This window comes from Vibrio campbellii CAIM 519 = NBRC 15631 = ATCC 25920 (assembly GCF_002163755.1).
Classification (GTDB): Bacteria; Pseudomonadota; Gammaproteobacteria; order Enterobacterales; family Vibrionaceae; genus Vibrio; species Vibrio campbellii.
This window is the reverse complement of sequence record NZ_CP015863.1, coordinates 2,033,705-2,059,993: the sequence shown is the minus strand read 5'-3', so window position 1 is coordinate 2,059,993 and position 26,289 is coordinate 2,033,705. Positions and strand designations below refer to the sequence as shown.

Below are 26,289 nucleotides of genomic sequence, written 5' to 3'. Positions count from 1 at the left end.
GACAAGTTGTTAAGCTGGTTATCAATTGTGCTAGGCAGCGTTTCATGGAGGGAAGGGATGCCTCTCAAAGCTAAACTCATCTTGCTGGCGTTGATCCCTGTGTTGTTGGTGTCAGCAAGCATCAGTTGGATTTCCATTTACCAAGCAAAGACGCTAGGTCAGCGTGAAGTGGAAATCTTTCATAAAAGCCTGATCAAGTCTAAAGAAGTCGCATTGAAAGATACCGTTGATCTGGCTTTCGATGCGATTTCCCATATCTACAACGATCCCTCGATAGAAGAGCATGTGGCTAAAGCGCGCGTGAAAGCGATTCTCAATCGGCTGCGCTATGGCTCCGATGGTTATTTCTTTGTTTACGATAAACATGGTACCAACTTAGTTCATCCCATTCTTCCTGATTTAGTTGGACAAAACCTGCTGCATATTCAAGATGAAAACGGTGACCATCTTATTGAAGCACTGCTCTATCAAGCCCAATTGGGTGGTGGCTTCCATCAATACCTTTGGCAAAAGCCTTCTACCGGAGAAGTTGTCCCCAAATTGAGCTACGCCGCTTGGCTCGACAAATGGGAATGGATGATTGGTACTGGTTTGTATATTGAAGACGTAAGTCACGAGGTCGCCAATATGCGCGCCGCCGTTAACCAGAATATCGAGACGACCTTTTTTACTGTTGTCGTGATTCTTGTTGTGACGGTTGCGGTGATCATCGTTTTAACGTTGGCAATCAATTTACACGAACATCGCTTAGCGGATAAAAACCTGAAGGAGCTTGCCCACAAAACCGTGATGTTCCAAGAAGACGAGAAGAAGCACCTTGCTCGCGAATTGCATGATGGTATTAACCAACTGCTTGTATCGAGCAAATGTCATTTAGATTTGATGGGACATCGAATCGAGGATGAAAAGCTCAAATCCCACCTTGATAAATCTCAACGCTCGTTGATCACCGCAATTAATGAAGTACGACATATCTCGCACCAGCTTCGTCCTAGTGCCTTGGATGACATCGGCCTAGAAGCGGCGCTTTCGACCTTGCTGCAAGACTTTCATTCTCACTCAGGTATGGATATCGAGAGCCATTTTGATACGGCACAGCTCAAGCTGAAATCGGAAGTCGCGACCACGTTGTACCGTGTGGCACAGGAGTCTTTGAATAATATCGAGAAACACGCCAAGGCAAAAAAGGTCACGGTAATTTTGCAAAAGATGGGCAATATGCTGCAATTGATCATACGTGACGATGGCATTGGCTTTATGGTCAATCAATCTGTACACCGCCAAGGCATTGGTTTGCGTAATATGCGTGAGCGTGTTGAGTTTATTGGTGGTGAGTTTGAATTGATGAGTGAACCGGGGCTTGGGACAGAAATCACCGTATTGTTAGATTTGGATGGATTAGTTTATGGATAAACCAATTAGTGTGGTGATAGTGGATGATCATCAGGTCGTGCTTGATGGGTTTATGGCGCGTCTAGAGCTAGAGCCTGATATTGATGTTATTGGTACCGCGAGCAACGGCCTTGAGGCGATTGAAGTATCCAAATTGCTCAACCCCGATGTGATTCTTATGGATATCAGTATGCCCATCATGAATGGCATCGAAGCCACGGGTGTGATTAAGGAAGAGCGTCCAGAGAGCAAAATTTTGATGTTAACCATGCATGATAACCGTGAGTACATCATGAAGGTGATGCAAGCTGGTGCTGTGGGCTACATGCTGAAAGAAATCTCAGCCGAGAAGATGGTGCAAGCAATCAAAACCGTTAATCAAGGTTCGACTTATTTTTGTGAATCGGTCACTCAAACCTTGTTTACCCAAGATGTGGTACCTGCGACACAAAAGCCCAACCCACTGAGCCGTCGTGAAGAAGCTGTATTAAAATTGGTCGCGCAAGGGCATAGCAGTAAAAAGATTGCTACGCTTTTGGATATCAGTTATCGAACGGTAGAGACGCATCGTCATAACATCAAACACAAATTGGATTTGCACTCGACAGCTGAGTTGGCGAAATACGCGTTTGAAACGGGATTAACGGAGTAGGGAAGGGATAACAAAGCGCTCATCGGGGAAAGAGTGATAAGCGCTAAAGAAGAAGCTTATTCTGGCTTGGTGATACTTCCAAGCTCGAGCATTGGCGCAACATCAATGTCTTCGGCATTCATCATGGTAGAGATACGCTGAACAGAAGAGAGCAGTAAGCTCTGTTCCCACTCTTCCAGCTTCTGGAAGCGATTGATGAAGTGTTCTTGCAGCGGTGTCGGGGCTTGTTTTAGTGCCTCTTGGCCTTTCTCAGTCAGTAAAGCATGCACTTTACGTTTGTCTTCTACGCTACGGCGGCGTTCGACAAACTGGTTGCGCTCTAGGCGGTCCAGAATGGTCGTTGCAGTTGCCTGACTCATATTGGTGTGGCTAGACAATTGCTTAATCGTGACATTGTCTAATTCACTTATGGCACGCATCAGAATTAGCTGAGGAGCCGTCAAACCAGACTCTTTGCTTAACTTCTTTGAGTGTAAATCAATAGCGCGGATGATCTGACGAATCGAGACCAAGACTTCTTCGTACTTTTCCAATTTCGTAATCCAGTCATTAAGGGATCATATAACGAGGCGACACTAACTCAAAAACGCTGTTATTTAAAGGGCTACGTTAGGGATCGTGACACCAATTTAAAATAATTTGCCTTGGCTCTCCTTATTACTTTTAAGGTCTTTCTGAGAGGAAAAAAGGCACGACTAGGATTATTATAGTAATAAATGTTTGTGGTCTAATTATTGCTGTGGTTGTTTTCGCTTTTTTTGGTGGATTTTTCTGATTGAAAAGTAAGTTATTGGATTTTTTATCAGCAAAAGATAGACAAAAACGCCTTAAATGGTAGGATCTTCCACTTTCATGGAAAATAAAATGTATCGTGTTCAAATGATTTTTAATGCCTTGTTAAAAATATTGAATGCAAAAGAGAGGAACAATGACAAAAGGTATAGATAAGTACAGTATCGACAGTACCGACTATACGGTTGGTCAAGACAACGTCCAGAAATGGGGGTTTGACGTACATAATCCTGTTTTTGGTATCAGTGCTGGTTTCATTGCACTATTTCTTGTCGCGGCGTTGGTGCTTGATGCACATACTGCAAAACAGCGTTGGATGGCATTAAGCTAAAAATCATTAGCTCATTTGACTGGCTATTCATCCTTTCAGGCAACATCTTCGTAATCTTCTGCCTAGCTTTGATTGTGTCACCAATGGGTAAGATTCGCCTTGGCGGTAAAGACGCGGTAGCTGATTACTCCTTTATGTCTTGGCTTGCGATGTTGTTCGCAGCAGGTATGGGGATCGGTCTGATGTTCTGGAGTGTGGCAGAGCCAGTGGCTTACTTCACTGGTTGGTATGAAACCCCGCTAGGTGTAGAGGCAAACACGCCGGAAGCCGCTAAGCTTGCACTGGGCGCGACGATGTTCCACTGGGGTCTACACCCATGGGCAATCTACGGTGTCGTAGCACTTTCACTTGCTTTCTTCACATACAACAAAGGCTTGCCTCTATCGATGCGCTCGATCTTCTACCCATTGCTGGGCGATCGCGCATGGGGTTGGGCTGGTCACATTGTTGATATTCTAGCGGTACTAGCAACGCTATTCGGTCTAGCTACGTCTCTAGGTCTAGGTGCACAACAAGCGGCGAGTGGTATTCACCACGTGTTCGGTGTTGAGCCAGGTCTTGGCTTGCAAATCGTGGTAATCGCAGTAGTAACCCTGCTTGCAGTGGTATCGGTAATCCGTGGTATTGATGGCGGTGTAAAAGTCATCAGTAACATCAACATGGTTATCGCATTCTTGCTACTGATTCTTGTTGGTTTGATTGGTTGGGCGGTAACGCTGGGCTCTATCCCAACAACGCTAATGGCTTACCTAGAAAATTTAGTGCCGCTAAGTAACCCGTTTGGGCGTACTGACGAAGCCTGGTTCCAAGGTTGGACTGTATTCTACTGGGCTTGGTGGATTTCATGGTCACCATTCGTAGGTATGTTCATCGCGCGTGTATCACGTGGCCGTACGGTTCGTGAGTTCATCACTGCTGTTCTGATTGTACCAACCGTCGTGACGCTGATCTGGATGTCAACATTTGGTGGTCTAGCAATCGACCAAGTGATGAATAATGTGGGTGAGCTAGGTGCGAACGGACTTACAGACGTTTCATTAGCCATGTTCCAAATGTTTGATGTTCTGCCATTTGGTAACATGCTGTCTATCATTGCCGTTGTGTTGGTATTGGTATTCTTCATCACTTCATCGGACTCTGGCTCACTGGTTATCGACAGCATTACAGCTGGTGGTAAAGTGGATGCGCCTGTTCTACAACGTGTATTCTGGGCATTCATGGAAGGTGCAATCGCGGTTGCGCTACTTTGGATTGGTGGCTCAGAAGCGGTTCAAGCGCTACAAGCTGGTGCTATTTCGACAGCATTGCCATTCACGCTTGTATTGCTTGCAATGTGTGTCAGCCTATTGATGGGTATGAGAACAGAGCGTCAATAATTGATGTGATTTATAAATGTCGTTAGATATTAACGAGTTAAAAAGCCAGCGAAATGCTGGCTTTTTTTGTGCAGTTTTTCTGACGCTTGCCAAAAAAATGGCGAAGTAAATTCTTTATTTTACAACACTTTATAGTCTCAATTTTGTGAATGATCTTCGTGATTACTTTGTAAAATGCGTGTAAAATTCAGCACCTAAACTGTTCTCCCAACCCTTTATAATAATTATGAAATTATCATTAAAACAAAAGCTAATTGGCGCAAGCCTGTCTGCTGTTGTTGTGATGGCAACAGCACTCACTTGGCTGTCGGCTGATCAACTTTTTGATCAGACGCGTTCAGGTGTCTATTCACGAGCGCAAAGTCTTAGCAACGCCGCTTCAGAAGGTATTTCTGATTGGGTATCGATTCGCAAAGACATTGCTAAGGCTTTCAACGACTACTCAACAGAGCAAGACGTTGTGCCTTTCCTACAACAAGCACGCAAAGCGGGGGGCTTTGACGATATCTTTCTGGGCACACCAGAAGGTGACATGTACCGTTCTCACCCAGAACGTAACCGTGCAGATTACGACCCACGCACTCGCCCTTGGTATAAAGATGCCAATGCTGCGGGCAAGCAAATCATCACTGAAGCGTACCAAGACGCGATCACAAATGCATTGCTAGTGACTATCGCAGAACCTGTGATGAAAAACGGTAAGTTCATTGGTGTGGTTGGTGCGGACGTACTGATCGATCAGCTAATTGACGACGTTATCAACCTAGATGCGGGTGAAAACGCGCATGCAATGCTGATCGACATGAACGATGGCACTTTCCTTGCGCATCCAAACAAAAGCTTAACGCTTAAGCCAATCACTGACCTTACTCAAGAGCTTTCGAAAGGCTCTGTTGAGCGTGCTGCAAATTCTGGAACCATTGAAACAGCAACGATCAAAGGTCAAGAGAAGCTTTTTTACTTTAGCAAAGTACCGGGAACAAACTGGATGTTCGCCATCGAGATGGATCGCGCAACGGAAGAAGCAAGCCACGCGCAACTTCTAAGTGAGATGGTTATTACCGCGGTATTGATCACTATTGTGGTGATTGTTGCGGTATCTTGGTTGGTTGGCTTCTTGTTCCGCGATCTTGGCCGAGTATCACAAGCACTGGAAGAAATTGCTTCAGGTGAGGGTGACTTGACGCAGCGTCTGGAACCTCGCAGTGATGATGAAGTGGGCAAACTAGCCGATAACTTCAACCGCTTTGTAGGCAACATGCACACCATGGTGACCAAACTGAGTCATGTCTCTTCAGCCTTGTCAGAACAAGCGCGTACAACGGCACAACAAGCTGAAGAGCGTAGTCAGCGTATCTCTTACCAGCAAGATGAAATCAACATGGTAGCGACTGCCGTTAATGAGATGGCTGCAGCGACGCAAGAGATTGCAGGAAACGCAGATAACACGGCATCAAGCTCTGAAGAAGCAGTACAAGCCTGTGTGCATGGCTCTGGCCAAGTAACGCAAACTCAAGGCTCTATCCAAAACCTAGCGCAAGAAGTGCAAGTTGCGACCAATGTTATCCAAGAGCTGGAAGCACACGGTAACGCGATCAACACCATTCTTTCGACCATCCAAGGCATTGCAGAGCAAACTAACCTGTTGGCACTGAACGCGGCGATTGAGGCGGCACGTGCAGGTGAACAAGGTCGCGGTTTTGCCGTTGTAGCTGACGAAGTGCGTGTACTTAGCCAACGTACTCACGCATCAACGAAAGAGATCCAAGAGACAATCGAAATGCTGCAAGGCACAACGGCGAAAGCGGTGGGTATCATGGATGACAGTCGTCGTCTTGCTGACACCAGTGTCGATGATGCAAACTCGGCAGCGGTAAGCTTGACTCAAATCCACTCTGCGGTTGAGCGTATTAGCGACATGGCAACGCAAATTGCGTCTGCGGCAGAAGAGCAAGCGTCTGTAACGACAGAAATCACTCGCAACACCGAAGGCATTCGTGACGTGTCTAACGAGCTTTCTGTTGAAGCACACCAAGCAGCAGAGCAAGCGGCGCATCTGTCTGAGCTTTCTCATGAGCTAGAGCAAGAGATCAAACGCTTTAAACTGTAATTGGTTTTTAAGTGTGAAAAAGGAGCCGCTTGGCTCCTTTTTTTGTTTATTGGTAGAAAATGCTCTCGCTTCTCGCTTCTCGCTTCTCGCTTCTCGCTTCTCGCTTCTCGCTTCTCGCTTCGCTATACCCACAAACTGCTGATCGGCTGATCTGCTTGGTAGTGGTGTGCGATTTGCGCTTGTAGCAACTCGGCGGTAGCAATCGCATCGGTTAACGCGTGATGCGGCGTGTAATCTGGCAGTCCATAACGTCGACGAGATTGAGCCAAACGCAATGATTTCGGCTTATTGCCTTTGAGTTTATTCCACAAACCGCCAGAGGTTCTCTGTTGGATGTCTTCTTCAATCTGCAGTGTATCTAACACCGGAAACTCAATACCCTCACCAATACGAGTACGAAGAGCCTGATCAAGAAACTCTCGTTCAATGCGGCGGTAATGCACCACGACAATCTTACCCGCTAAGCTCTCCAATAATGGGCCAAGGATCTCGCCCAAATCGGGCGCATCAATCAGTTCATTGTGGGTAATGCCGTGAATGATGACGGAGTCTTCATCGAGCTTTTCTTGAGGGCGGACTTTCCAGTGTTTCGCTTGACGCAAGAAAATACGATTGAGATTAAACGGCACCAAACCAATGGTAATAATGCCGTTTTTTTGCGGGTTTAAACCTGTCGTTTCGAAATCTAATGCGACAAATTCCACCTGAGAGAGCGGTGTCTCCGGAGCAGGTAATTCCTTAGCATAAAAGGCGACCAAGCGCTCGTCTGTAGCACGTTCCAACTTTTGCTGGAACTTCATCGGCCACTGGATGCTAGGCTTTTGAAACAACTTTTTGATCATTCCACGCCTCACTTAAATTTGTTGCTGGCCTGATAACGGAACTTCAAGAAGTTCTGACCATTGCTGAGGATTTGGAACGCATCTTTTAGGTTTCGGCGTTCGAAATCTGACAGGTTTTCAGGCTCAATGTTGTTATCCGGCTCAGTACCTAACTCAACATCCGTAGCTTGGTGGCGGATACGTACCATAGAGATGAACTCCATCGCATCCTTCAAGTCTTGCGCACGGCCTTTTGGCAAAATACCGGCGTCGATGATGTCATCAAGGCGTTCAAATGAGTTTTGAGCGCGGGAGCCGACCGCAAGCGAGTGAACGCGAATCAAGTCCACCAGAGGTGCTGTGCCTCGGCGTTTTAGGTTGATCGAGTTCTTATGCTGGCCATCTTTCTCCATCACGAAGTCTTTAAAGAAGCCGAGCGGTGGAGTTCGGTTCAACGCGTTGCGTGCTAAACATGCCAAGAATCGGTTGTTCTTACGAGCGCGACGCACGATGAAGCTGGTTAACTGTTCAGCCCATTTCAAACGTCCATAGACACCGTCTAAATCGAAGAAGATAGAGGCGTTGAGTAGCGCTTTCGGGTTTGGATCATCAATCCAATCGGCGAAGCACTCCTCCCACTGTGAGCGAGTCATACGCCACATTGGATTGGTTGCCATAATGTCGCCAGTACAGTACTTATAGCCACACACGTTCAAGCCATCGCTGACGTATTGTGCGAGCGCCTCAAAGTACTTACCATGCTTTTCTTCTTTATAGGTGTCATCAAGAATGATGGCGTTATCTTGGTCGGTAACCAGAAGCTGTTCGTCACGGCCCATGGAGCCTAGAGCAAGAAAGCAGTAGGGAATAGGTGGTGGGCCTAATTCTTCTTCTGCCATTTCGAGTAGACGTTGTTTGAAGCTTCGGCCAATCACCGACATGGCACTGCCGACCATGTGCGAGTTGGCGTCTTCGTTGACCAAACGTACGAAGCTGCTTTTCACTTCTTCTGCAACAATGGCTAAGTCTTCGATGGTTTGTTGTTGGAAGATACTACTAACCAGTAACAAGGAGTTCTGCGACTCATAACGAACGATATCTGTCGCTTCTATGATGCCAATCGGCATTTGCTCTTTCACTACCGGCAAGTGGTGCACATTGTAACGAAGCATGGTTAGCATGGCTTCATACACGTATGCGTTGTGGTCCAGTGAGATAACTTCGGTCGTCATCACTGTCGATACTTCATCGAGCGGTGATAGACCTTCAGCCAAGACGCGAGTACACAAATCACGGTCCGTGATAATACCAACGACTGGCGATTGTGGATCTTCTTCATCCAGCACAAAATCTGGGTCTACAATCAACAGCGAAGAAACGTTGTCTTGCGCCATCAGTTGTGCTGCTTCTTGGATTGTCTGGTCTCGCTCAATGGTAGGCGCTTCGCGGGTAAGGAGCGTTTTGACTTTAGAAGTGGTCAAGTCATTTGCATCGTTGTTTTCAGATACCGTTTGGCGAAGACGTGCGCTGTTTTCTACTTCGACAAAATCAGCGAATGAGTCGAAGTTATCGTAAAGCTCTTGGAAGATATCTTGCGGAATACAGTAAAGTAAGGAGTCTTCAATCGCTTTTACAGGGAAGCGAACTTTGTTGTTGGTAAGAAGACCCATTTGACCAAAAAGGTCGCCCTCGTCGAGTCGGTTATACAGCTCACCTTTACGTCGGTAGACTTCAACCACGCCGCTGCGAACCATGTATAGGTCATTGATCTGGTCGCCGAAGTGAATGATAGGAGTGTCTTGACGGTAGTAAGAGATTTCGATGTTCTCTGTCACTTTAGTGAGCGTTTCTTCCGGAAGCTCGTTGAATGGGGGATACTTGGCGAGAAAGTTATATATCTCGAGAAGTTCTGCTTCCATTAAGGTGCCTTTTGGTTTGCAAGTGATAGGGTAATCTTAACTTAGTTTTAAAACAGAATCTTATCGGATCACTGTTTTTCGTGCGCAATGATAATATTCAGACAAGTCGCACGGCAATTCGTTATTATTTCGGCTACGCTGTCACCAAGATGACGAATTAAATCAATACAATGGGCGTATAAAGAAGAGTTTTGGATGACACTCATGGAAGGAAGTAGAATGGTAAGACTATTATTAGCTGCACCTCTTGTAGCATTACCAATAATGAGCGTTGCCTCAGAGTCAGAACAAATCGATAAATTTGGCTACGAGCACATCAATCTAGACATCGGGGCTGGTACCACAAATGAAGAATGGCTAGATAATTCCAACGCGACGACGTTGGGCTTGGGTGGTAACTATATGTTCACCGACAACTGGCTGTTTAATGTCGATTACTCCGCGCAGTTTTTCCACCCAGACGATTTCACTTTGCGTATAGACCGTTTGATGTTTGGTGGTGGTTATCGCTACGGTATTAATGAACAGTTTGATGTGTATGGTATCTATGGGCTTGGTGCGATTAAAGCCAAAGCGACCGACGACAATACCGATCGAACGCTTTCATCGGATAGTGAATTTATTCAAGGTGTGACGATTGGTGCTAATTACTTATTCAGTGAAAAGCTGATGGCAACGGCAGAAGTTCACTTAAATCGCAGTGATATTGTGGATGAGAACAACTACAAGATCGCGTTTAACTACCAATGGCACCATGTGATTGGTACTGGGCTTTACTATCAGTTCCGCGACACTGATTATCAAAGCCGAGAATCTGATCACATCAACGAAGTGGGCATCAGCTTTAAGTTCGTTTATTGAGCCGTGTGAATTCTCGTTATTTGAATTAGAACCGTTCGAATTCAAATAGATGTACGAAAAAGGTCAGCAATTGCTGACCTTTTTTATTACGGCTTGTTTGAGCAAGAAGGGCGATTATAGAACCGCAGCAATGCCTTTACATAGAGGACCCATGTTTGACTTCGTCATGCCCGCTACACTGATGCGGCCAGAGCCAACAATGTAGATTGCGAACTCTTCTTTCAGACGGTTTACTTGTTCTTTAGACAGACCAGAGAACGAGAACATGCCGTTTTGACGCTCGATGAAGCTAAAGTCTGCGTCGACACCTTCTGCTTTCAGAGTTGCTACAAACAGTTCACGCATCTCTTGGATACGGTCACGCATTTCTGCTACTTCTGCTTCCCATTCTGCACGCAGTGCTGCGTCGCCAAGAATATGAGTTACAACCGCACTGCCGTGAGCTGGTGGGTTAGAGTAAATAGAACGGATGATTGCTTTGACTTGTGAAAATGCTGTTGTTGCCACTTCTTCTGATTCTGCAACTAAAGTGAATGCACCAACACGCTCGTTGTAAAGGCCAAAGTTCTTAGAGAAAGAGCTCGCTACTAGGATCTCTTCGTTGTACTTAGCGAAAGTACGTAGACCTGCTGCATCTTCCTCTACACCTTTCGCGAAACCTTGGTATGCAAAGTCGAATAGAGGAAGTAGTTTTTTATCAGCAACCAGCTTAGCCAGTGTTTCCCACTCTTCCGCAGTTGGGTCGATACCTGTTGGGTTGTGGCAGCAGCCGTGCAGCAGAACCACGTCGCCTTCGGAAGCAGACTGAAGATCAGTCAGCATTGCGTCGAAGTCTTTGTCTTTGGTTTCTGCGTTGTAGTAGCTGTATTGTGCTGTCTCAATACCTGCGGCAGTGAATACGCCATTGTGGTTAGCCCAAGTTGGGTTACTAATCCACACTTTAACGCTACCAAGTTGGCGCTTAATAAATTCACCTGCAACGCGTAATGCACCAGTACCACCTGGAGCTTGTGCTGTTTTAGCGCGTTTGTCTGCGACGATTTCAGCATCAGCACCGAAAAGCAGTTTTTGCACGGCAAGGCCGTATTCTGCAGTACCTTCGATGGTCAGGTAAGATTTGGTTTTTTCAGTTTCAATCAGTGAGGCTTCGGCTTTTTTAACATTCGCAAGAACAGGGGTTTCACCTTGTTCGTTCTTGTAAATACCAACGCCTAGGTTGATTTTTTCAGCGCGAGTATCTTTTTTAAACTCTTCAGTTAGTCCAAGAATAGGGTCAGCCGGAGCGGCAACTACTTTTTCAAACATAATCTTCATCCATGTTAATCGAAGGGGTCTGCAGACATTTATACCTTCCAGCAATATTCGTTACAACAGTTAGTGAACAGAAAACTTAAAATAATTTTGATTTGAAACAGAAATCTAACATAACAAAGGCTTTTGATATAAAAACCCTTCTTAACAAGCGTTTTAAGAGGGGGATAACTGGCTAAGCGGCGATGTTTTGTTCATCTTGATATTGATGAGCGATATTTTGGAATTCGGCTTAGACCGCAAGAAATGCAGCAACAATTTGTGGATCGAAATGCTTGCCTTTGCCTTCCAGAATGATGGCTTTTGCCTTGTCATGACTGAACACTGGCTTGTAAACGCGTTTATAAACCAGCGTGTCATACACATCCGCTAACGCCATTAGTTGGCCGGAGGGCGAAATTGTTTCACCAGAAAGTTGGTTTGGATAGCTACTTCCATCCCACTTTTCATAGTGTGTTAGCGCAATCTCTTTTGCAACTCGTAAAAAGGAACTACTTCCTAGCGGTTTTTCTGCAATTGACAGTGGTTCGGCACCAATTTCAGCATGACCCTTCATGATCTCAAACTCTTCGTCGGTTAGCTTTCCTGGTTTGAGTAACACGTTGTCAGGTACACCGACCTTGCCTACACCATGCAATGGGGCAGATTTGTAGAGTAATTCGATGTGATCTTGGTATGTATTAGGCGGAATTTACAAAACAGCCCCGACAGTGCGGGGCTTTGGGTCAATCATAGTAGATGAAACTCGTACTGAGTTTACTTCTTCAGGTTCATCTCTGACTCAACGGCGTTGGTTTCGATATCTGGGTTAGAAGACAGTTTACCCGTCGCCCAATCATTCACATGCTTTAAGATTGCTTTTAGTGCGTGTTTCTCAGTCGGTGCTTCAGAAGATTCTACTTCTAGTTTTTGCTTAGGGTGTGAACCCGTTGCATCTTCAGCAACGTGCAGCCAATCTGGGTGCCAGTAATAAGGTTGGCCTGATGGTGTGCTCCATGCGTGAACACCATTAGTTTCGCCTTTGTATTGGATATCGTTTTCGTTGTACTTAGTCATTATTATCGTCTCTCATAGTCATGAGTTGCGGTGTGCGTCACCATTACTCTATAAATGTAACAGATGTTATCGGAATTAATGTGATTGCTATCTATTTATCTTGTTGATAAATAATCCATTCCGTTGCACAGCTCTCATTCAGATAGATTTATTGGCACTTCGCTAGAATAGCTATCTGATAAATAGGTATTAAACGCACCTTATTGCTCATTTAGGTGCTTGATGATCGCCGCTTTCGCGTGCTCCTCAGTTGCCGTTTCTCCATCAGGTACTTCAAGCTCCGCTTTTGGGTGAACGCCTAATGCGTCTTCAGCAATATGAAGCCAATCAGGATGCCAGTAATAAGGGTTATTGCCCTCTGGGTGATCCCAGCTGTGAACTCCTTGGTGTACACCTCGGTAGGAGAGGTCATCCATCGTAAACATTTTCATCATTTGCTCCCGCAAGAAATTTCATGCCTTTGAAAGTATGGAACATAAATTCTCATTTCGTAACGGCAATTGATATCACTAAGATTGATTAATTACGTTTCGAGTTTGATAACTATGACATCGGTATATCGGTGTGAAGTATGCTAAGGTGCGCTCGGTAGGAACGTAACGAGGGATGCATGAACCGATACCGCCAATTGGCTGAGCTGTTTAAAACTCAGATCCAGCAAAATACATGGAGAGCAGGAGAAAAACTGCCATCTGTTCGTGTAACGAGTCGCAGCCATTCAGTCAGTACTGGGACAGTATTGCAAGCTTATCAATTGCTAGAAGCTCAAGGTTGGGTGACGGCAAAACCGCAATCAGGGTACTTTGTTACCGCTGATCTCGAACGATTGGAAGTTTCAACGTCAGAAAGCCATCCGCTGCGAGTGTCGGTTAATGATGAGTTGTATGATTTTCTAAAACATCAAGCGTCGCCAGAGGCAATAAAACTTGGATCTGCTTTTCCCGAACCGACTTTGTTTCCGTTAGACGCATTAAACCGCAACCTTGCCAGCTCTGGGCGGAAAATGGGACCAGACACCTTGCTGGATAATCTTCCCCCAGGTAGCGAGTCACTCCGCCGCTTGATTGCTCAGCGCTATATTCAGCAGGGCATGAGCTTAACTCATGATGACATCGTGATTACATCGGGAGGGTTAGAAGCGCTCAACCTTAGCCTGCAAGCCGTTACTCAACCCGGCGATATTGTAGTCGTTGAGTCACCGACTTTTTATGGTGCGCTACAAGCGATTGAACGGCTCGGTTTGAAGGCGATAGAAGTTCGCGTGGATGCTAAGAAAGGCCATTCATTAACTCAATTAGAAAGTCTGTTTGAGCAGCACGATGTGAAAGCATGTTGGCTCATGACTAACTTCCACAATCCGACAGGTACATCGCTTAGTGACGAGGAAAAAGATCGTGTTGTCGATCTTGCTAATCAGCACGATGTGTATCTAATCGAAGATGACGTTTATGCTGAGCTGTACTTTGGTGAGAAGAAGCCAACGTCACTTAAAAGCTTTGATACTCATGAGCGAGTGCTCCACTGTGGTTCATTATCAAAAAGCCTTTGTCCAGGTTATCGTTTAGGTTGGGTAATCAACAAACGCTTCAATGAGCCGATTCAAAAGTTGCAATTGATGTCGACTTTGTCAGGCAGCGCTCCTATTCAACAAGGCGTGGCGCATTACCTTCAAAATGATAGTTACGACAACCATCTAAGAAAGCTGCGTAAAACGCTCCAGCAGCGCCAACAACGATTTATTGCTCTTCTTGAACAGCATCTTCCCGCGCAAGTTGATTTCTATGTACCGCAAGGTGGGTATTTTCTGTGGTTGACACTGCCAAAAGGCACCAGTAGCAAAGCGCTCTATCACGCATTGCTTGCTGAACAGGTGACCATTGCTCATGGCAAGCTGTTCTCCTTGGATGCACATTTTGAAAACCGTCTGCGGCTTAATACCTCTTTAGCGATGGATGAGCACGTTGAACAAGCCATTCGCAAATTGAGCGATTTACTTCGCTAATGGAACTGTTTGATCTTTTTTCGGCCTAACTGTATCAGAAACATCCAGAAAGTCTGTGTTTCACTCTTCCACAGAGTCATCGATAAGGAGGAGTGACAATGAAAAAGCAGTTGATAAAACACGAATTGAGGCTCATCGCCGTTTCCATTTTTAGCGCATTCTTACTCGTGTTTGCGCATCTCATTTTGGCGAAGTCTTTCTCTCATATGGCGTGGACAGAATATACCGCCGCCGTTATCCCTTTTATTATGTTTGGTTTGTGCGTATTGGGTGTTAAGTACGCCGCTCATGCAGATAAAGATGAGGGTAACGACTCATAAAAGACATAATTACAACTAGGAATAAAGTGAATGAAGAATTCAATCTTGCTTGCACTATCTGTGTTCACGTTTGGTTGCGCTGCTAATCAGGACGTTGAACCTAAATCGGTCACTCTGATTTATGATCAATCTAAATTGACGGCAGAGATCCAAGCCGATAATCATTTTGAGGCTCATGTAGACAATGAGAAAGAGCGCATTGATTTATCAGGGACGGTGAAAAAGCTTCATCCCGACTATCAGTTAGATGTCTCGGTGATTAAAGCCAGCAAGATTAAACACGCAACAAATCAGATCAACACGTCGTTGGTCATTAAGCAGAGAGACCTTGAAAAACCGGTTCTGATTGGCGGAGTCTATGATCATACGGCAGTGACTGATGAGAATGACAATGTGGAAGTAACAGAGTCTGCAAGTATTATGAGCGTAAAGTTGAGCCAATAGCGCAAAATACATGAAAAAGCATTACGCGCAGTATTTGCCTCAATCAGCACAAAATAAAAGACCTCCACAAGGGAGGTCTTTTTTGATTCGATATCACGAAGACTTGGTTAAAAGTACTAAAGCGTGATTAGAAGTTCGCAGAGCGAGGTGTACGTGGGAATGGGATCACGTCACGAACGTTGCCCATACCTGTTACGTAAGAAACTAGACGCTCGAAGCCTAGACCGAAGCCTGCGTGTGGCACAGTGCCGTAACGACGTAGGTCGCGGTACCAGTTCATGTGCTCTGGATCGATGCCAATTTCACGCATGCGCTCATCTAGAATGTCTAGACGCTCTTCACGTTGAGAACCACCGATGATTTCGCCGATGCCAGGTGCAAGAACGTCCATCGCAGCTACCGTTTTACCATCGTCATTTAGACGCATGTAGAATGCTTTGATGTCTTTCGGGTAGTTCTTAACGATTACAGGCGCTTTGAAGTGTTCTTCAGCAAGGAAACGCTCGTGCTCAGAAGACATGTCGATACCCCACTCAACAGGGAATTCGAACTCACGACCAGAATCAAGAAGGATTTGGATTGCGTCAGTGTAGTCTACTTGAGCGAAGTCAGAAGAAACGAATTTCTCAAGACGAGTGATTGCTTCTTTGTCGATACGTTGAGCGAAGAACTCTAGGTCATCACGACACTCTTCTAGTGCTGCTTTAAACACGTACTTAAGCATGTCTTCAGATAGTTTCGCAATGTCGTTTAGGTCTGCGAATGCTACTTCAGGCTCAACCATCCAGAATTCTGCTAGGTGGCGGCTAGTGTTTGAGTTTTCAGCACGGAAAGTAGGGCCGAATGTGTAAACTTTGCTTAGTGCACAAGCGTAAGCTTCACCGTTAAGCTGACCAGATACCGTAAGGAACGTTTCTTTACCGAAGAAATCTTCGTTGTAGTCTACTTTGCCTTCTTCTGTGCGAGGTAGGTTTTCCATGTCTAGCGTAGAAACGCGGAACATTTCACCAGCACCTTCAGCATCTGAAGCAGTGATCAGTGGCGCAGATACCCAGAAGTATCCTTGCTCGTGGTAGAAGCGGTGGATCGCTTGAGATAGACAGTTACGTACACGTGCTACTGCACCGATTACGTTTGTGCGCGGACGTAGGTGCGCTACTTCACGTAGGTACTCGATAGAGTGACGAGTTTTTGCCATTGGGTAAGTGTCAGCATCTTCAACCCAGCCAACTACTTTTACGTTAGTTGCTGCTAGCTCGAAGTCTTGACCTTTCGCAGGAGACTCAACAATCTTACCAGTTACTTCAACAGAACAGCCTGTAGTTAGCTTAAGAACTTCGTCGTCGTAATTATTAAGATTATTAGGGACCACGGCCTGAATCGGGTCGAAACAAGAGCCGTCATAAATGGCAAGGAAAGAGATTCCAGCTTTGGAATCACGACGTGAACGGATCCAGCCACGAACAGTTACTTCACTGTCTACTGCTAGCTGACCTTTCAAAACGTCTGATACAGGCGCGTAAGTCATGTTTTCAATATTCTCCATTGAGGTAAAAATTCAACTCAACACTTAAAAGTGCCTGTCTCTAAACAAAATTGTGCAAAAAACAAGCGAAGTGTTGAGCTGGATAGAATTTTTTAGATTCAACGAAACATATTACCTGTCAAATCGTCAGCTTCAACCTTTATATTCATTTTGGAGCAGAGATTTTTCTTATTTCCGAGTCCTTTGTTCCTCTGACAGGGTAAATTGGTTAAGTAATGACTCCAAACGCTCAGAAAGATGTTCTAAATCAACACTGATTTCGCGAGTATGGGACGCCGATTGCGAGGTGTCATTCGCGTGTAAGGTAATCGTATCGACTTTGCTTTGGATATGTTTGCTCACATTTGACGTGGTTTGAGTTTGTTGTTGGATGTTTTCGGCGTGTTTTAATACCTGATGCATTTCATCCACCACATTGCGCATGGTCTCTGACAAGTTTTCTACATCGACAGAGCGCTGGTGAGCAAACTGACACACGTTGTCGACGGAGGTAAGTGACTCTTCACTGCCTTGCTGGAACTGAGAAATAATGTTCTCAATATTGCTGGTGGCTTCTGCTGTGCGAGAGGCAAGATTTCGCACTTCATCGGCAACAACAGCAAAACCACGACCTTGATCACCGGCGCGAGCTGCCTCTATTGCTGCGTTTAGCGCAAGTAGGTTCGTCTGTTCGGCTATGCCTTTGATAACGCCAAGTATCGAGGAAACTTCTTCCGTTTGCTGATTCAAGGTTGCTATCTTCTCTCGGACCTTGTCGATATCTGTTACTAAGCTCTTGATGTCTCCGCTTACATGATGCGCTTGGCTTGCGCTGGTGGTGGCGACATCAACGGTATGATTAACCAAGATAGTGGCATCGATAGTCGCTTGCTCTACGACATCTTGTTGCTCCAGCATGCCGATAATATTAGTTTGCACCTCATTGGTTTCGACTTGCTGATTGTCTGCCGCTTCATCGGTAGATTTGGCAACATCAGTGAGCCTCCCTGCTGAACCAGCCAGAGAGTGGGAGGTATCACGTACACGCTCTAAGCTCTCTGATACGGTATCCATAAAGGAATTAATGGAATCAGAAAGTTGGCCCACTTCATCACGCTGTTTGCATTCAAGTCGCTTGGATAAGTCTTTACTTGCACTGACGTTAGACATAAAACGCGATGTATTTTGAATCGGGCGAACGATGATTTTGCGAATTAACCCCATCGTAATGAGGAAGCCAACAAACGCAATCACGGACATGATCCCCATAGCGAACATCGCTTGCTTGTTAATTAGGGAGTTCACATGGTTCATGTTGTACTCAAGTCGAATCGCACCTAGCACTTCACCTTCAGGAGCAATATGGCAGGCAACGCAATTGGTGCCGCGATAGTTTTCACTCGACTTCATCGGCAGTGCTACGACTAAACCTTTCCCCCAGTCAGCACTGATAGGCTCAATCACTAACTCACCATTGAGCGCTCGTTGGTCAATATCATCCACTGGTTTTTGATTGGCATCGCCAGGCCCATAAAATTTGGAAACCGCGTCAGCGCGCAAGACGCGTACTTGCTCAATGCCTTCTTGGGCTAAGGCTTTTTGTCGCAATGTTTCTTTCTGCACCATGGTGCCTGTTAGCATCATCATGTTGAGGCTGTCGAAGTAGTTGCTGGCTTTATCATGCAGTTGTTCACTCAGTACGTTATTGATCAACGTTTTTTGTTGATAGTACTGATAGCCCGTCGACACCGCGAGTACGCACGATAACACCGCGATAAGAGCAAGTAGGAGTTTGAAGGTAATGATTGAGCGCATATTTTTATAAGTGTTATTGGAACGAACGCCACAATATTAAGGGGTTAGCGATGCATGAGCGATAAGTTGCCTGAATGAATGTGACCCCAAACAGAGTAGGGTTATGTAAATGTGATGTAAGTGGCGTGGAATCAATAGTTTGGCGTTGTGCCAAAAAGGCGACGATCAGAGAAATTTGGTGAGAGTGAGTATTTATTTTTATCGTTAACCGTCCGTTAACCATGCATTGGATATTCTTAGCGCCGTACTCTCTGAGTCTTTCATCTCAGGGTGCGGGAGAGTGCTTTACTAGCCAACCCCCCTGTTTCATTTTCCTAAACCATTTTCCGGAACCTCCGGATTTGGCAATCTTCGTTACCCTCGAGGATTGCCCTTTTTTCATTCATTTTTTAATCTTGTTATGGTTAAACGTTTTCCCTCTCTTTACCCTATTGATTAAGGTTGTCATTAAAGGGTGAATTCCTTAGTATTGCGTGTCTTTTTAAAGCCTGAGAATCAAGATGAAAACAGAATTGTACAAAGAGTTTATGTTCGAAGCGGCACACCACTTGCCACACGTACCAGAAGGTCACAAGTGTGGACGCTTACACGGGCACTCTTTCCTTGTTCGTCTTTATGTAGAAGGTGAAGTAGACCCACATACGGGTTGGGTTGTTGATTTCGCAGAGATCAAAGCGGCATTCAAACCAATCTACAACCGTTTAGACCACTACTACTTAAATGATATTGAAGGTCTAGAAAACCCGACTAGTGAAGTACTGGCAAAATGGATTTGGCAACAACTTAAGCCAAGTCTTCCTCTGTTGAGCAAAGTAGAGATCAAAGAAACTTGTACAGCGGGTTGTATCTACAAGGGCGAGTAAGCTCCCTTAGCATTCCTATTAGAAAGGCAAGCCAGACGGCTTGCCTTTTCTTTATCTGTTGATCTAGAACCAGTCTCTGTTTGGTAAGGCCATATGGTTTAATAAAAGTAAATAGTTTAACCAAACCAAATGGTTTTAATGAGACTAAACGCCGAGAGTGTAAAGAGCGCTAGTAACCTATGCCATTGCGAAGCGCAAACTGCACCAAATCTGCATGGCTGTCGAGTTCTAACATATCTAACAGTCGATATTTATGCGACTCGATGGTTCGGGGGCTGAGGTTTAACTCGTTTGCTATCTCTTTTGCCGATAAGCCTTTTGCCAACAAACCCAACACATCGCATTGACGATGACTTAAACGCAGCAATCGATGGTTTTCTTTATCGGTTTTCATGTCCGGGCGATGCAGGCTGCGATGCAACTTTGAGTGTTGCCAAAAGGAGAGCCACATATGGGAGATGAACGTAACCTGTTCAATCTGGCTTTGTGTTAAGCCGCATCCCTTGCTCCCAAATAAAGTGAAGGATAAGCCTCCCCAGCGTTGTCCAAACTGGACCAGTGGGATGGTGTAATGGCAGCAAGCCCCTTGTGCGGAAAGCATGCGTAAGACGACAACGTCACTGTTGGCGAGTTTGTCTTTATCGAAGATTTGAATCTCTTCAGAATTACCAATCAGGCATAGGTACCGCTCGCAATCTTCCACACCCACTTGATCAACGGTCAGTACTTTGTGCGGGGCTCGCGCAACGGAAAGGGTTTTACCTTGATTGAAGAAAAGCATGGAGTTCGGGAACATTGTCATGCGGTCGATTTCAAACCAATTCATGGCTTCTAGCATGAATTGTTCAAGTTGGCTTTGGCATTCATCTGCATGAGAGGATGTCAGGCTCTTCGCTTGACGAATCATGAGTGCCTCAAAACTGGTTTCGGTCGTTTTACCTATATCGCTGCCCATAAAACCTGGCTCATCTAATCGTTTTTTATAAATGCAGTATTTTTACTCTACATCCTGTTCATATCATTCTGCAAAATGGCACCTGCATTATTTCGAGGTTTGTGGAATAACATACACTATATCCATTTAATATCAAGGAGAGAGTTCAAGCAGCTATGCGCAAAGGGCTCCACAGCGTGGATATCAGTTTTTTATTATAGTTTAGGTGAATGGTAAGTAAGCCTCAGTCTATTGGGCATTATTCGGAGAGGTTTGAATGAAAATGATGAAACTGCGTTACCGCGCAGGCTCATACAGTATGTGGGTTGAAGTTGTCGTTTCGACTTTTGTGGCTAACGAACTAGCGAAAGAGTATCTAAGCTACGGTTGGCAAGCAGAAGTGATGGCAGTATGACCGGGTTAATGAGTTAATTAGTGAATAGGCAGGCTTACAAAGAACCTGCCTATTTTCGTTTTAGGGGTAAATCAGCCTAATGCATGGCGCAAGATCAGCGCTTTTCCACTCTCTTCATAAAGGCTTTTCAGAGTGTTCTCAAAGCCCGCCGATTCAAATAGCTTGATGCCGACTCTATTTTGGCTTGCGACAGTCGCGCAAATCGAGCTGCTTTCTGCATCAATTGCGTAGCCATACATCATCAACTTTTTCAGCGTTGCAGTACCCACGCCTTGTTGCTGAAAACGCTTGTCGATCATGATGTAGCTTAATCCAAGCTCATGTCGTTTAGCGAACGGTGCATGTTGAGAAAAGCCTTTATCAATAACAAGGTAGCCTACCGTTAAGTAATCGTGGAATATGGTGTAAAACACTTCTGACTTGGTGCGTTTTTGGTATGCCTGTTCAAATGGTTTAAAAAATCCTTTTTGGTCTTCTTGCACGTCTAGTTGCATCAAGCTGGCAAAATCTTTCAACTTGGTAGGTTTAATGGCGATCATGACCTAAATCGATTCACGGCGGTAAAACAATACCGCCATTATAGTTGTGGAAATAAAGAGTACGCAATCTGGTTATGTACAGATTATTGTCAATAAATAGAGGAGGCTAGCGGCAGAGAGGGTAGTAGAAGCCCTGATGAATGTGTGCCCCCAATGTCGTCAATAAATGTGCGCATTCTGCGGTTTCAACGCCTTCAACAATCACGGTACAATGATAAGTATGGCCCATGGCGATAAGCTGGCGCAGCGTCTCAACCTTTTTGTCATCTTGCTTTAGGTCCATCACAAACAAACGGTCAATCTTAAGGTAGTTGGGTGTGATATGGCTAATAAGCTCAACGTTGTTATTGCCGGTACCAAAGTCATCGATGCTGGTCTTACATCCAATCTCTTTGAGCTTATTGATGTTGTCAAAGATCTCTCGGGTGTAATACATCGAGGCGTTTTCGGTGATCTCAATGGTCAATAGCGAACAGTCGAGTTGGCTAAGCTGTCGATATAGACGAGCGAAGTTACGGCCCTCAAGTAGGGAAGGGCAGACATTGATGCTCAATGGCGCAAGTAAGGATTTTGAATCTGCGTAGATGGTTTTGATGACCAGTAGAGTGTGGTTCAGCAATAAGCCACTGGCTATCAGGCTCTCAATAAAGCGCTGGGTATTTTTAACCTTAAAGCGAGACAGTACCTCGTAGTGGATGTTTTGTCGGTTTGAAGTATTGTGAATCGGTTCAAGTTTGAGGTTGAACTGGCGGATGGCCCACATATAAGCCATGAGCGCTCGCAGCTCTTTATGCCTCACCATAAGCATTAATATAAAGCTCAAAATCAAGATACTCGAAATGGGGCCAGAGACATAATAGATCTCTTTGTAACCATTGTCGTTGACGTTGTAGAGAAACGAATCGCCTTTCGTATCGCCTATCTCTAGCGCGGTACCAGTGTTAGTACATACTTTCATCCCAGACAAAAACATCTGCGACATATGGCTTTCAATATTGTTTGATAGGTTGATGTTTTTGACACGAACCGACACCTCAGTACCATTAAATGAAAATGAGTGAGTGGTGTAACTCTCATTGTTTAACCAGTTTTTACTATCCTTCTGATTAACCGGAACCACGGCCTCAGGAGTGACCAAGCAGCGGATATTGTGCTTATCGGTCATTAATGCCGATTCAACCAACTGTATATTGTCGAACAGGCCTCGCAATTGTGCTTCGTGCTGAAAACAGCTGCGTTGAGCCAAATCTTGCGCAAAGTTCATCGCATCATCGAAATAATTCTGCCTTACGATGGTGCTTATCGTGTAAAAGCAAATCGCGATGTACAGCGCGATGGCAATCAGGAGAAAGAACAACACATTGAGATATAAGACTCGGCTTCGCAAACAGATACCTGTCGCCATTCTTAGGCTATGTATCGCTTGCTGGTGAATTCTTGCTTGCTGAAGAAGTCCGTCTTTTTGGGCATGTTGGCTATCGTAAGGCACAAAATATCCCTTTCGGTGTATGTTTTCGATAAGAGACTTTTGGGTCTCGATATGGTTCTTTGTCAGTTGCCTGAACTTTTTTCTGATCGATGCAACAGCGTTTTTAAACCCATTTTCCGGCAACATCAGGTGATGTTGCGCTGACAACTTCTTTTCGATTTTCCTCTGGCTTATAGGTGCATTTAAGCTTCCAAAAGCGGCAATGGTACTAAGGATTAAATATTCGATTCTGTTGACGGGAATAGAAGAGTGAATGGAGTTATTGAGCTGCAGTGAAAGTTCTTTTTCGGTCAGGCAAACGCAGATTTGGTTTCCAAGTTCAAACCTAATCATGTGTTAGAGCGCTCCAGGATTAATTTTTGAATACGTTATCAATATTGCGATGGCAGGTATGTGACCTTCTACGGGCATATCCTAAACTTCTGGATATAGTGACTATTTTAGATTTTTTTATAAAGCTCAATCCAGAGGGAAATTTTCCTAGAACATTTCCTAGAGCAATGTAGAGATGAAAAAAAGCCCGAGCATCAGCTCGGGCTTTAGAATCAGAGAGAGGAGAGGGGATTAGCAGATAACTTTAACTGCTAGACCACCCTGAGATGTCTCACGGTATTTCGCGTTCATGTCCTTACCAGTCTCTAGCATGGTCTCGATAACCTTATCTAGAGAAACTGTCGGAGCTGAAGAACGACGTAGAGCCATACGAGTTGAGTTGATCGCTTTTACTGCTGCGATACCGTTACGCTCGATACATGGAACCTGTACCTGACCTGCAACTGGGTCACACGTTAGGCCTAGGTTGTGCTCCATTGCGATTTCTGCCGCCATACATACTTGCTCTGGGCTACCACCCATAAGCTCAGCAAGGCCCGCTGCCGCCATAGAACACGCTACGCCAACTTCACCCTGACAGCCAACCTCTGCACCAGAGATAGACGCGTTGCGCTTGTAAAGACCACCGATTGCGCCAGAAGCCGCGAAGTAACGGATGTAATCTTTTTCAGTCACAGTTTGGATGAACTTATCGTAGTAAGCCAGTACCGCAGGGATGATGCCACATGCACCGTTTGTTGGTGCTGTCACAACACGACCACCTGCTGCGTTCTCTTCGTTTACTGCGAAAGCAAACATGTTTACCCAGTCAACAACCGACATTGGATCGTTTGTTGTTTTTTCAGAAGTAAGCAGTTGCTGACGAAGTGCTGCTGCACGACGAGGAACACGTAGCGGACCAGGCAGAATACCTTCTTCGTTCATACCGCGATCCATACACTCACGCATTGTGCGCCAGATGTTTGCGAAGTATGTACGAGTCTCTTCATCAGAGTGCAGAGAGTGTTCGTTTTTCATCACTAGTGCGCTGATAGAAAGACCGCTTTCTTTACACTGGTTAACAAGCTCTTCTGCTGTTGTGAACTCGTAAGGAACCTTGATTGGGTTCTCTACTTCTTTACCGAAGTTCTCTTCATCAACGATGAAGCCGCCGCCGATAGAGTAATAAGTCTTTGAGTACACTTTTTCGTCTTCGATCCACGCGTGGATCTGCATGCCGTTTTCGTGAAGCTCAAGGTTAGTAGTATGGAAGTTCATACCACCATCTTTCGGGAACGATACTGTGTGACAGTGCATGCCAACAGGTAGGCGCTCAGTTTCTTCTACGCGAGCGATAAAGCCCGGAATAGAGTCGATATCTACTTTCTCAGGGGAGTTGCCTGCAAGACCCATGATGATGGCGATATCCGTGTGGTGACCTTTCCCTGTCAGTGATAGTGAACCATAAACGTCAACGGTGACCTTAGTGATGTCGCGCAATTTTCCCATTGAACGTAAATCATCAATAAATTCTTTACCCGCTTTCATTGGACCTACAGTGTGTGAGCTTGAAGGACCAACGCCGATCTTATAGATGTCAAAAACACTAATCATATCGATTACCTCAGAACAAAGCCTCCCAAGGGGAGTTGGGAGGCTTTTTATTATCGTTATATTCTTGAATTAACCACGTCTTTTAAAAGAGCGATGATTAAAGAGCGCCGTAGATTACAGAACTAATTGCTGCAAGACCACAGATTGCTGTGAAAATCTGTACAGGTGCTGAAGTTTTGTACTTCGCCATCGCAGGAACTTTGTTCATCGCGAATACAGGCATCAAGAATAGGATCGCTGCAATCATCGGTGCGCCCATCGTTTCAATCATGCCTAGGATGCTTGGGTTAACGATAGCGACGATCCAAGTCGTGACAACGATGAAGATAAGAGACGATTTTTCAATCTTGCTTACAGGCGCTTGTGAGCGAGACTTAATCAGACCAACTAGACCTTCGTGTGCACCCAGGAAGTGGCCGAAGTAACTCGACGTGATTGCTGCAAACGCAACTAGAGGACCCATGTAAGAGATGAGCGGAGAGTCGTAAACGTTAGCTAGGTAAGACAATACTGAGATGTTTTGTTCTTGCGCAGTTGCCAGTTGTTCTGGAGATAGAGAAAGTACTACAGAGAATACGAAGAACATTACAAAACCCATTAGCATCATCGCTGCACCGCCAGTGATAGAGTCAGTTTTCTTAACTGCGTTATCACCGTATACACGACGTTGTTCTTTAGAGAACTGAGAGATGATTGGGCTGTGGTTGAATGAGAATACGATGATTGGAATTGCTAGCCAAACGATTGAAGGCATTTCGCCCCAGTTTGGAGACACTTCCATCATTGATGTATTCCAGTCAGGAATTAGGTAGAAAGAAAGTGCTAGTAGGATGAATACTAGAGGGTAAACCATTGCTGATGTTGCTTTCAGCATTAGCTCTTTACCGAATACTACACCCGCAGTCATAGCAGCGATTAACGCGCCAGAAAGTAGCCAGCGAGGGATAGATTCCATACCCATTTGGTTAACCAGGAAAGAGTCAACCGTGTTTGTGATACCAACACCGTAGATTAGTACGATTGGGTAGATAGCGAAGAAGTAGGCAAAAGTAATAAGGTTTGCGCCGGTTTTACCGAAGTGCTCTTCTACTGTGTCAGTGATATCCGCTTCAGGGTTTTTCGCAGAAAGTACGAAACGAGCTAGAGATTTGTGTGCGAACCAAGTCATTGGTGCCGCGATTAGAGCTAGGATAACTAATGGCCAGAAACCGCCAGCACCTGCTTTAATTGGAAGGAATAGTACACCTGCACCTACTGCTGTACCGAATAGAGACAGACACCAGGTGAAGTCTTTGTAAGTAAACTTACTAGACGATTGTGCGGTTGAAGCCGCAGAAGTAGTTGTATTCATTTTTGAGTTACTCATTTTGGGAACAGGAAATAAGTCGGGAGCAAT

At 45.2% G+C, this 26,289-nt stretch carries 22 protein-coding genes and 2 pseudogenes; 10 read left to right on the top strand and 14 right to left on the bottom strand.

Annotated elements, in window-relative coordinates:
* Positions 1-57: 57 nt before the first annotated feature.
* Together A8140_RS09935 and A8140_RS09930 are read left to right on the top strand one after the other, a co-directional pair.
* Positions 58-1,413, top strand: coding sequence for a cache domain-containing protein (locus A8140_RS09935; RefSeq protein ID WP_005530405.1), 1,356 nt, complete (start codon positions 58-60; stop codon positions 1,411-1,413).
* Positions 1,406-2,044: a response regulator gene (locus tag A8140_RS09930; RefSeq protein ID WP_005530403.1), complete on the top strand. Its 639-nt coding sequence runs from the start codon at positions 1,406-1,408 to the stop codon at positions 2,042-2,044. The genes A8140_RS09935 and A8140_RS09930 overlap by 8 nt, the downstream gene beginning before the upstream one ends.
* Before the next feature lie 56 nt (positions 2,045-2,100).
* On the opposite strand, the gene cosR is transcribed toward A8140_RS09930, so the two are convergent.
* The gene (cosR, locus tag A8140_RS09925) at positions 2,101-2,577 is read right to left on the bottom strand and encodes a MarR family transcriptional regulator CosR (protein WP_005429716.1); all 477 of its coding nucleotides are present in this window, start codon (positions 2,575-2,577) and stop codon (positions 2,101-2,103) included.
* 395 nt (positions 2,578-2,972) lie between these two features.
* Between cosR and A8140_RS09915 the strand changes: the two are divergent.
* Together A8140_RS09915 and A8140_RS09910 are read left to right on the top strand one after the other, a co-directional pair.
* Positions 2,973-4,543, top strand: a pseudogene (locus A8140_RS09915) (BCCT family transporter).
* A gap of 226 nt (positions 4,544-4,769) precedes the next feature.
* Complete coding sequence (locus A8140_RS09910) at positions 4,770-6,653, top strand: methyl-accepting chemotaxis protein (protein ID WP_005530394.1); 1,884 nt, start codon at positions 4,770-4,772, stop codon at positions 6,651-6,653.
* Positions 6,654-6,775: 122 nt separating this feature from the next.
* On the opposite strand, the gene A8140_RS09905 is transcribed toward A8140_RS09910, so the two are convergent.
* Together A8140_RS09905 and A8140_RS09900 are read right to left on the bottom strand one after the other, a co-directional pair.
* A complete protein-coding gene (locus tag A8140_RS09905; protein ID WP_005530392.1) occupies positions 6,776-7,495 on the bottom strand; it encodes a 3'-5' exonuclease in 720 nt (239 codons plus the stop codon).
* Positions 7,496-7,503: 8 nt separating this feature from the next.
* Positions 7,504-9,393: a DUF294 nucleotidyltransferase-like domain-containing protein gene (locus A8140_RS09900; protein ID WP_005530389.1), complete on the bottom strand. Its 1,890-nt coding sequence runs from the start codon at positions 9,391-9,393 to the stop codon at positions 7,504-7,506.
* 219 nt (positions 9,394-9,612) lie between these two features.
* On the opposite strand from A8140_RS09900, the gene A8140_RS09895 reads away from it, so the two are divergent.
* Positions 9,613-10,254, top strand: a complete 642-nt coding sequence (locus A8140_RS09895) for an outer membrane beta-barrel protein (protein ID WP_005530386.1) — start codon at positions 9,613-9,615, stop codon at positions 10,252-10,254.
* Positions 10,255-10,368: 114 nt separating this feature from the next.
* Here the strand turns inward: A8140_RS09895 and A8140_RS09890 are convergent, their stop codons facing one another.
* The 4 genes and pseudogenes from A8140_RS09890 to A8140_RS09875 all read right to left on the bottom strand — a co-directional run bounded on the left by A8140_RS09890 (position 10,369) and on the right by A8140_RS09875 (position 13,052).
* Entirely contained in the window at positions 10,369-11,559 is a 1,191-nt protein-coding gene (locus A8140_RS09890; protein ID WP_005530385.1) for an amino acid aminotransferase, read from the bottom strand.
* Between the two features lie 238 nt (positions 11,560-11,797).
* Positions 11,798-12,235, bottom strand: a pseudogene (locus A8140_RS09885) (HD-GYP domain-containing protein); the annotation flags it as partial.
* An 86-nt stretch (positions 12,236-12,321) separates the two neighbouring features.
* Positions 12,322-12,621: a hypothetical protein gene (locus A8140_RS09880; RefSeq protein WP_005429731.1), complete on the bottom strand. Its 300-nt coding sequence runs from the start codon at positions 12,619-12,621 to the stop codon at positions 12,322-12,324.
* 200 nt (positions 12,622-12,821) lie between these two features.
* Positions 12,822-13,052 (bottom strand): hypothetical protein, encoded by a 231-nt coding sequence (locus A8140_RS09875; RefSeq protein WP_005429733.1) that lies wholly within the window; start codon positions 13,050-13,052, stop codon positions 12,822-12,824.
* 179 nt (positions 13,053-13,231) lie between these two features.
* On the opposite strand from A8140_RS09875, the gene A8140_RS09870 reads away from it, so the two are divergent.
* The 3 genes from A8140_RS09870 (at position 13,232) to A8140_RS09860 (ending at position 15,387) form a co-directional block, all read left to right on the top strand.
* Positions 13,232-14,623, top strand: coding sequence for an aminotransferase-like domain-containing protein (locus A8140_RS09870; RefSeq protein WP_005530381.1), 1,392 nt, complete (start codon positions 13,232-13,234; stop codon positions 14,621-14,623).
* Between the two features lie 98 nt (positions 14,624-14,721).
* Positions 14,722-14,943 carry a hypothetical protein gene (locus tag A8140_RS09865; RefSeq protein ID WP_005530379.1) on the top strand — a complete coding sequence of 74 codons (222 nt, stop codon included), beginning with the start codon at positions 14,722-14,724 and terminating at the stop codon, positions 14,941-14,943.
* A 30-nt stretch (positions 14,944-14,973) separates the two neighbouring features.
* Complete coding sequence (locus tag A8140_RS09860; protein WP_005530377.1) at positions 14,974-15,387, top strand: hypothetical protein; 414 nt, start codon at positions 14,974-14,976, stop codon at positions 15,385-15,387.
* A gap of 127 nt (positions 15,388-15,514) precedes the next feature.
* On the opposite strand, the gene asnS is transcribed toward A8140_RS09860, so the two are convergent.
* Both asnS and A8140_RS09850 read right to left on the bottom strand, forming a co-directional pair.
* Complete coding sequence (gene asnS, locus A8140_RS09855; RefSeq protein WP_005530375.1) at positions 15,515-16,915, bottom strand: asparagine--tRNA ligase; 1,401 nt, start codon at positions 16,913-16,915, stop codon at positions 15,515-15,517.
* 186 nt (positions 16,916-17,101) lie between these two features.
* On the bottom strand, positions 17,102-18,727 hold the full coding sequence (locus tag A8140_RS09850) for a methyl-accepting chemotaxis protein (protein WP_038862535.1): 1,626 nt from the start codon (positions 18,725-18,727) through the stop codon (positions 17,102-17,104).
* A gap of 500 nt (positions 18,728-19,227) precedes the next feature.
* Between A8140_RS09850 and queD the strand changes: the two genes are divergently transcribed.
* Entirely contained in the window at positions 19,228-19,590 is a 363-nt protein-coding gene (gene queD, locus A8140_RS09845; protein ID WP_005376896.1) for a 6-carboxytetrahydropterin synthase QueD, read from the top strand.
* A 169-nt stretch (positions 19,591-19,759) separates the two neighbouring features.
* Here queD and A8140_RS09840 read toward each other — a convergent pair whose 3' ends face one another.
* The gene (locus A8140_RS09840) at positions 19,760-20,545 is read right to left on the bottom strand and encodes a response regulator transcription factor (protein ID WP_005534754.1); all 786 of its coding nucleotides are present in this window, start codon (positions 20,543-20,545) and stop codon (positions 19,760-19,762) included.
* 256 nt (positions 20,546-20,801) lie between these two features.
* Between A8140_RS09840 and A8140_RS25395 the strand changes: the two genes are divergently transcribed.
* The gene (locus tag A8140_RS25395) at positions 20,802-20,939 is read left to right on the top strand and encodes a hypothetical protein (protein ID WP_005534756.1); all 138 of its coding nucleotides are present in this window, start codon (positions 20,802-20,804) and stop codon (positions 20,937-20,939) included.
* 71 nt (positions 20,940-21,010) lie between these two features.
* Here the strand turns inward: A8140_RS25395 and A8140_RS09835 are convergent, their stop codons facing one another.
* The 4 genes from A8140_RS09835 to A8140_RS09820 all read right to left on the bottom strand — a co-directional run bounded on the left by A8140_RS09835 (position 21,011) and on the right by A8140_RS09820 (position 26,244).
* Positions 21,011-21,478: a GNAT family N-acetyltransferase gene (locus A8140_RS09835; RefSeq protein ID WP_005534758.1), complete on the bottom strand. Its 468-nt coding sequence runs from the start codon at positions 21,476-21,478 to the stop codon at positions 21,011-21,013.
* 106 nt (positions 21,479-21,584) lie between these two features.
* Complete coding sequence (gene tpdA, locus A8140_RS09830; RefSeq protein WP_005534760.1) at positions 21,585-23,300, bottom strand: cyclic di-GMP phosphodiesterase TpdA; 1,716 nt, start codon at positions 23,298-23,300, stop codon at positions 21,585-21,587.
* A gap of 231 nt (positions 23,301-23,531) precedes the next feature.
* Positions 23,532-24,893 (bottom strand): L-serine ammonia-lyase, encoded by a 1,362-nt coding sequence (locus A8140_RS09825; RefSeq protein ID WP_005534762.1) that lies wholly within the window; start codon positions 24,891-24,893, stop codon positions 23,532-23,534.
* A 97-nt stretch (positions 24,894-24,990) separates the two neighbouring features.
* Positions 24,991-26,244 carry an aromatic amino acid transport family protein gene (locus tag A8140_RS09820; protein ID WP_005534764.1) on the bottom strand — a complete coding sequence of 418 codons (1,254 nt, stop codon included), beginning with the start codon at positions 26,242-26,244 and terminating at the stop codon, positions 24,991-24,993.
* Between the last annotated feature and the right edge of the window lie 45 nt (positions 26,245-26,289).

Bases quoted from the DNA above. Each gene is read 5' to 3' on its own strand.
- tpdA (WP_005534760.1), bottom strand. From the start codon at position 23,300: ATGATTAGGTTTGAACTTGGAAACCAAATCTGCGTTTGCCTGACCGAA.
- A8140_RS09820 (WP_005534764.1), bottom strand. From the start codon at position 26,244: ATGAATACAACTACTTCTGCGGCTTCAACCGCACAATCGTCTAGTAAG.
- A8140_RS25395 (WP_005534756.1), top strand. From the start codon at position 20,802: ATGAAAATGATGAAACTGCGTTACCGCGCAGGCTCATACAGTATGTGG.
- A8140_RS09825 (WP_005534762.1), bottom strand. From the start codon at position 24,893: ATGATTAGTGTTTTTGACATCTATAAGATCGGCGTTGGTCCTTCAAGC.
- A8140_RS09835 (WP_005534758.1), bottom strand. From the start codon at position 21,478: ATGATCGCCATTAAACCTACCAAGTTGAAAGATTTTGCCAGCTTGATG.
- A8140_RS09840 (WP_005534754.1), bottom strand. From the start codon at position 20,545: ATGGGCAGCGATATAGGTAAAACGACCGAAACCAGTTTTGAGGCACTC.
- A8140_RS09870 (WP_005530381.1), top strand. From the start codon at position 13,232: ATGAACCGATACCGCCAATTGGCTGAGCTGTTTAAAACTCAGATCCAG.
- A8140_RS09875 (WP_005429733.1), bottom strand. From the start codon at position 13,052: ATGAAAATGTTTACGATGGATGACCTCTCCTACCGAGGTGTACACCAA.
- A8140_RS09850 (WP_038862535.1), bottom strand. From the start codon at position 18,727: ATGCGCTCAATCATTACCTTCAAACTCCTACTTGCTCTTATCGCGGTG.
- A8140_RS09930 (WP_005530403.1), top strand. From the start codon at position 1,406: ATGGATAAACCAATTAGTGTGGTGATAGTGGATGATCATCAGGTCGTG.
- A8140_RS09880 (WP_005429731.1), bottom strand. From the start codon at position 12,621: ATGACTAAGTACAACGAAAACGATATCCAATACAAAGGCGAAACTAAT.
- A8140_RS09900 (WP_005530389.1), bottom strand. From the start codon at position 9,393: ATGGAAGCAGAACTTCTCGAGATATATAACTTTCTCGCCAAGTATCCC.
- A8140_RS09890 (WP_005530385.1), bottom strand. From the start codon at position 11,559: ATGTTTGAAAAAGTAGTTGCCGCTCCGGCTGACCCTATTCTTGGACTA.
- A8140_RS09910 (WP_005530394.1), top strand. From the start codon at position 4,770: ATGAAATTATCATTAAAACAAAAGCTAATTGGCGCAAGCCTGTCTGCT.
- A8140_RS09860 (WP_005530377.1), top strand. From the start codon at position 14,974: ATGAAGAATTCAATCTTGCTTGCACTATCTGTGTTCACGTTTGGTTGC.
- queD (WP_005376896.1), top strand. From the start codon at position 19,228: ATGAAAACAGAATTGTACAAAGAGTTTATGTTCGAAGCGGCACACCAC.
- A8140_RS09905 (WP_005530392.1), bottom strand. From the start codon at position 7,495: ATGATCAAAAAGTTGTTTCAAAAGCCTAGCATCCAGTGGCCGATGAAG.
- asnS (WP_005530375.1), bottom strand. From the start codon at position 16,915: ATGACTTACGCGCCTGTATCAGACGTTTTGAAAGGTCAGCTAGCAGTA.
- A8140_RS09935 (WP_005530405.1), top strand. From the start codon at position 58: ATGCCTCTCAAAGCTAAACTCATCTTGCTGGCGTTGATCCCTGTGTTG.
- A8140_RS09865 (WP_005530379.1), top strand. From the start codon at position 14,722: ATGAAAAAGCAGTTGATAAAACACGAATTGAGGCTCATCGCCGTTTCC.
- A8140_RS09895 (WP_005530386.1), top strand. From the start codon at position 9,613: ATGGTAAGACTATTATTAGCTGCACCTCTTGTAGCATTACCAATAATG.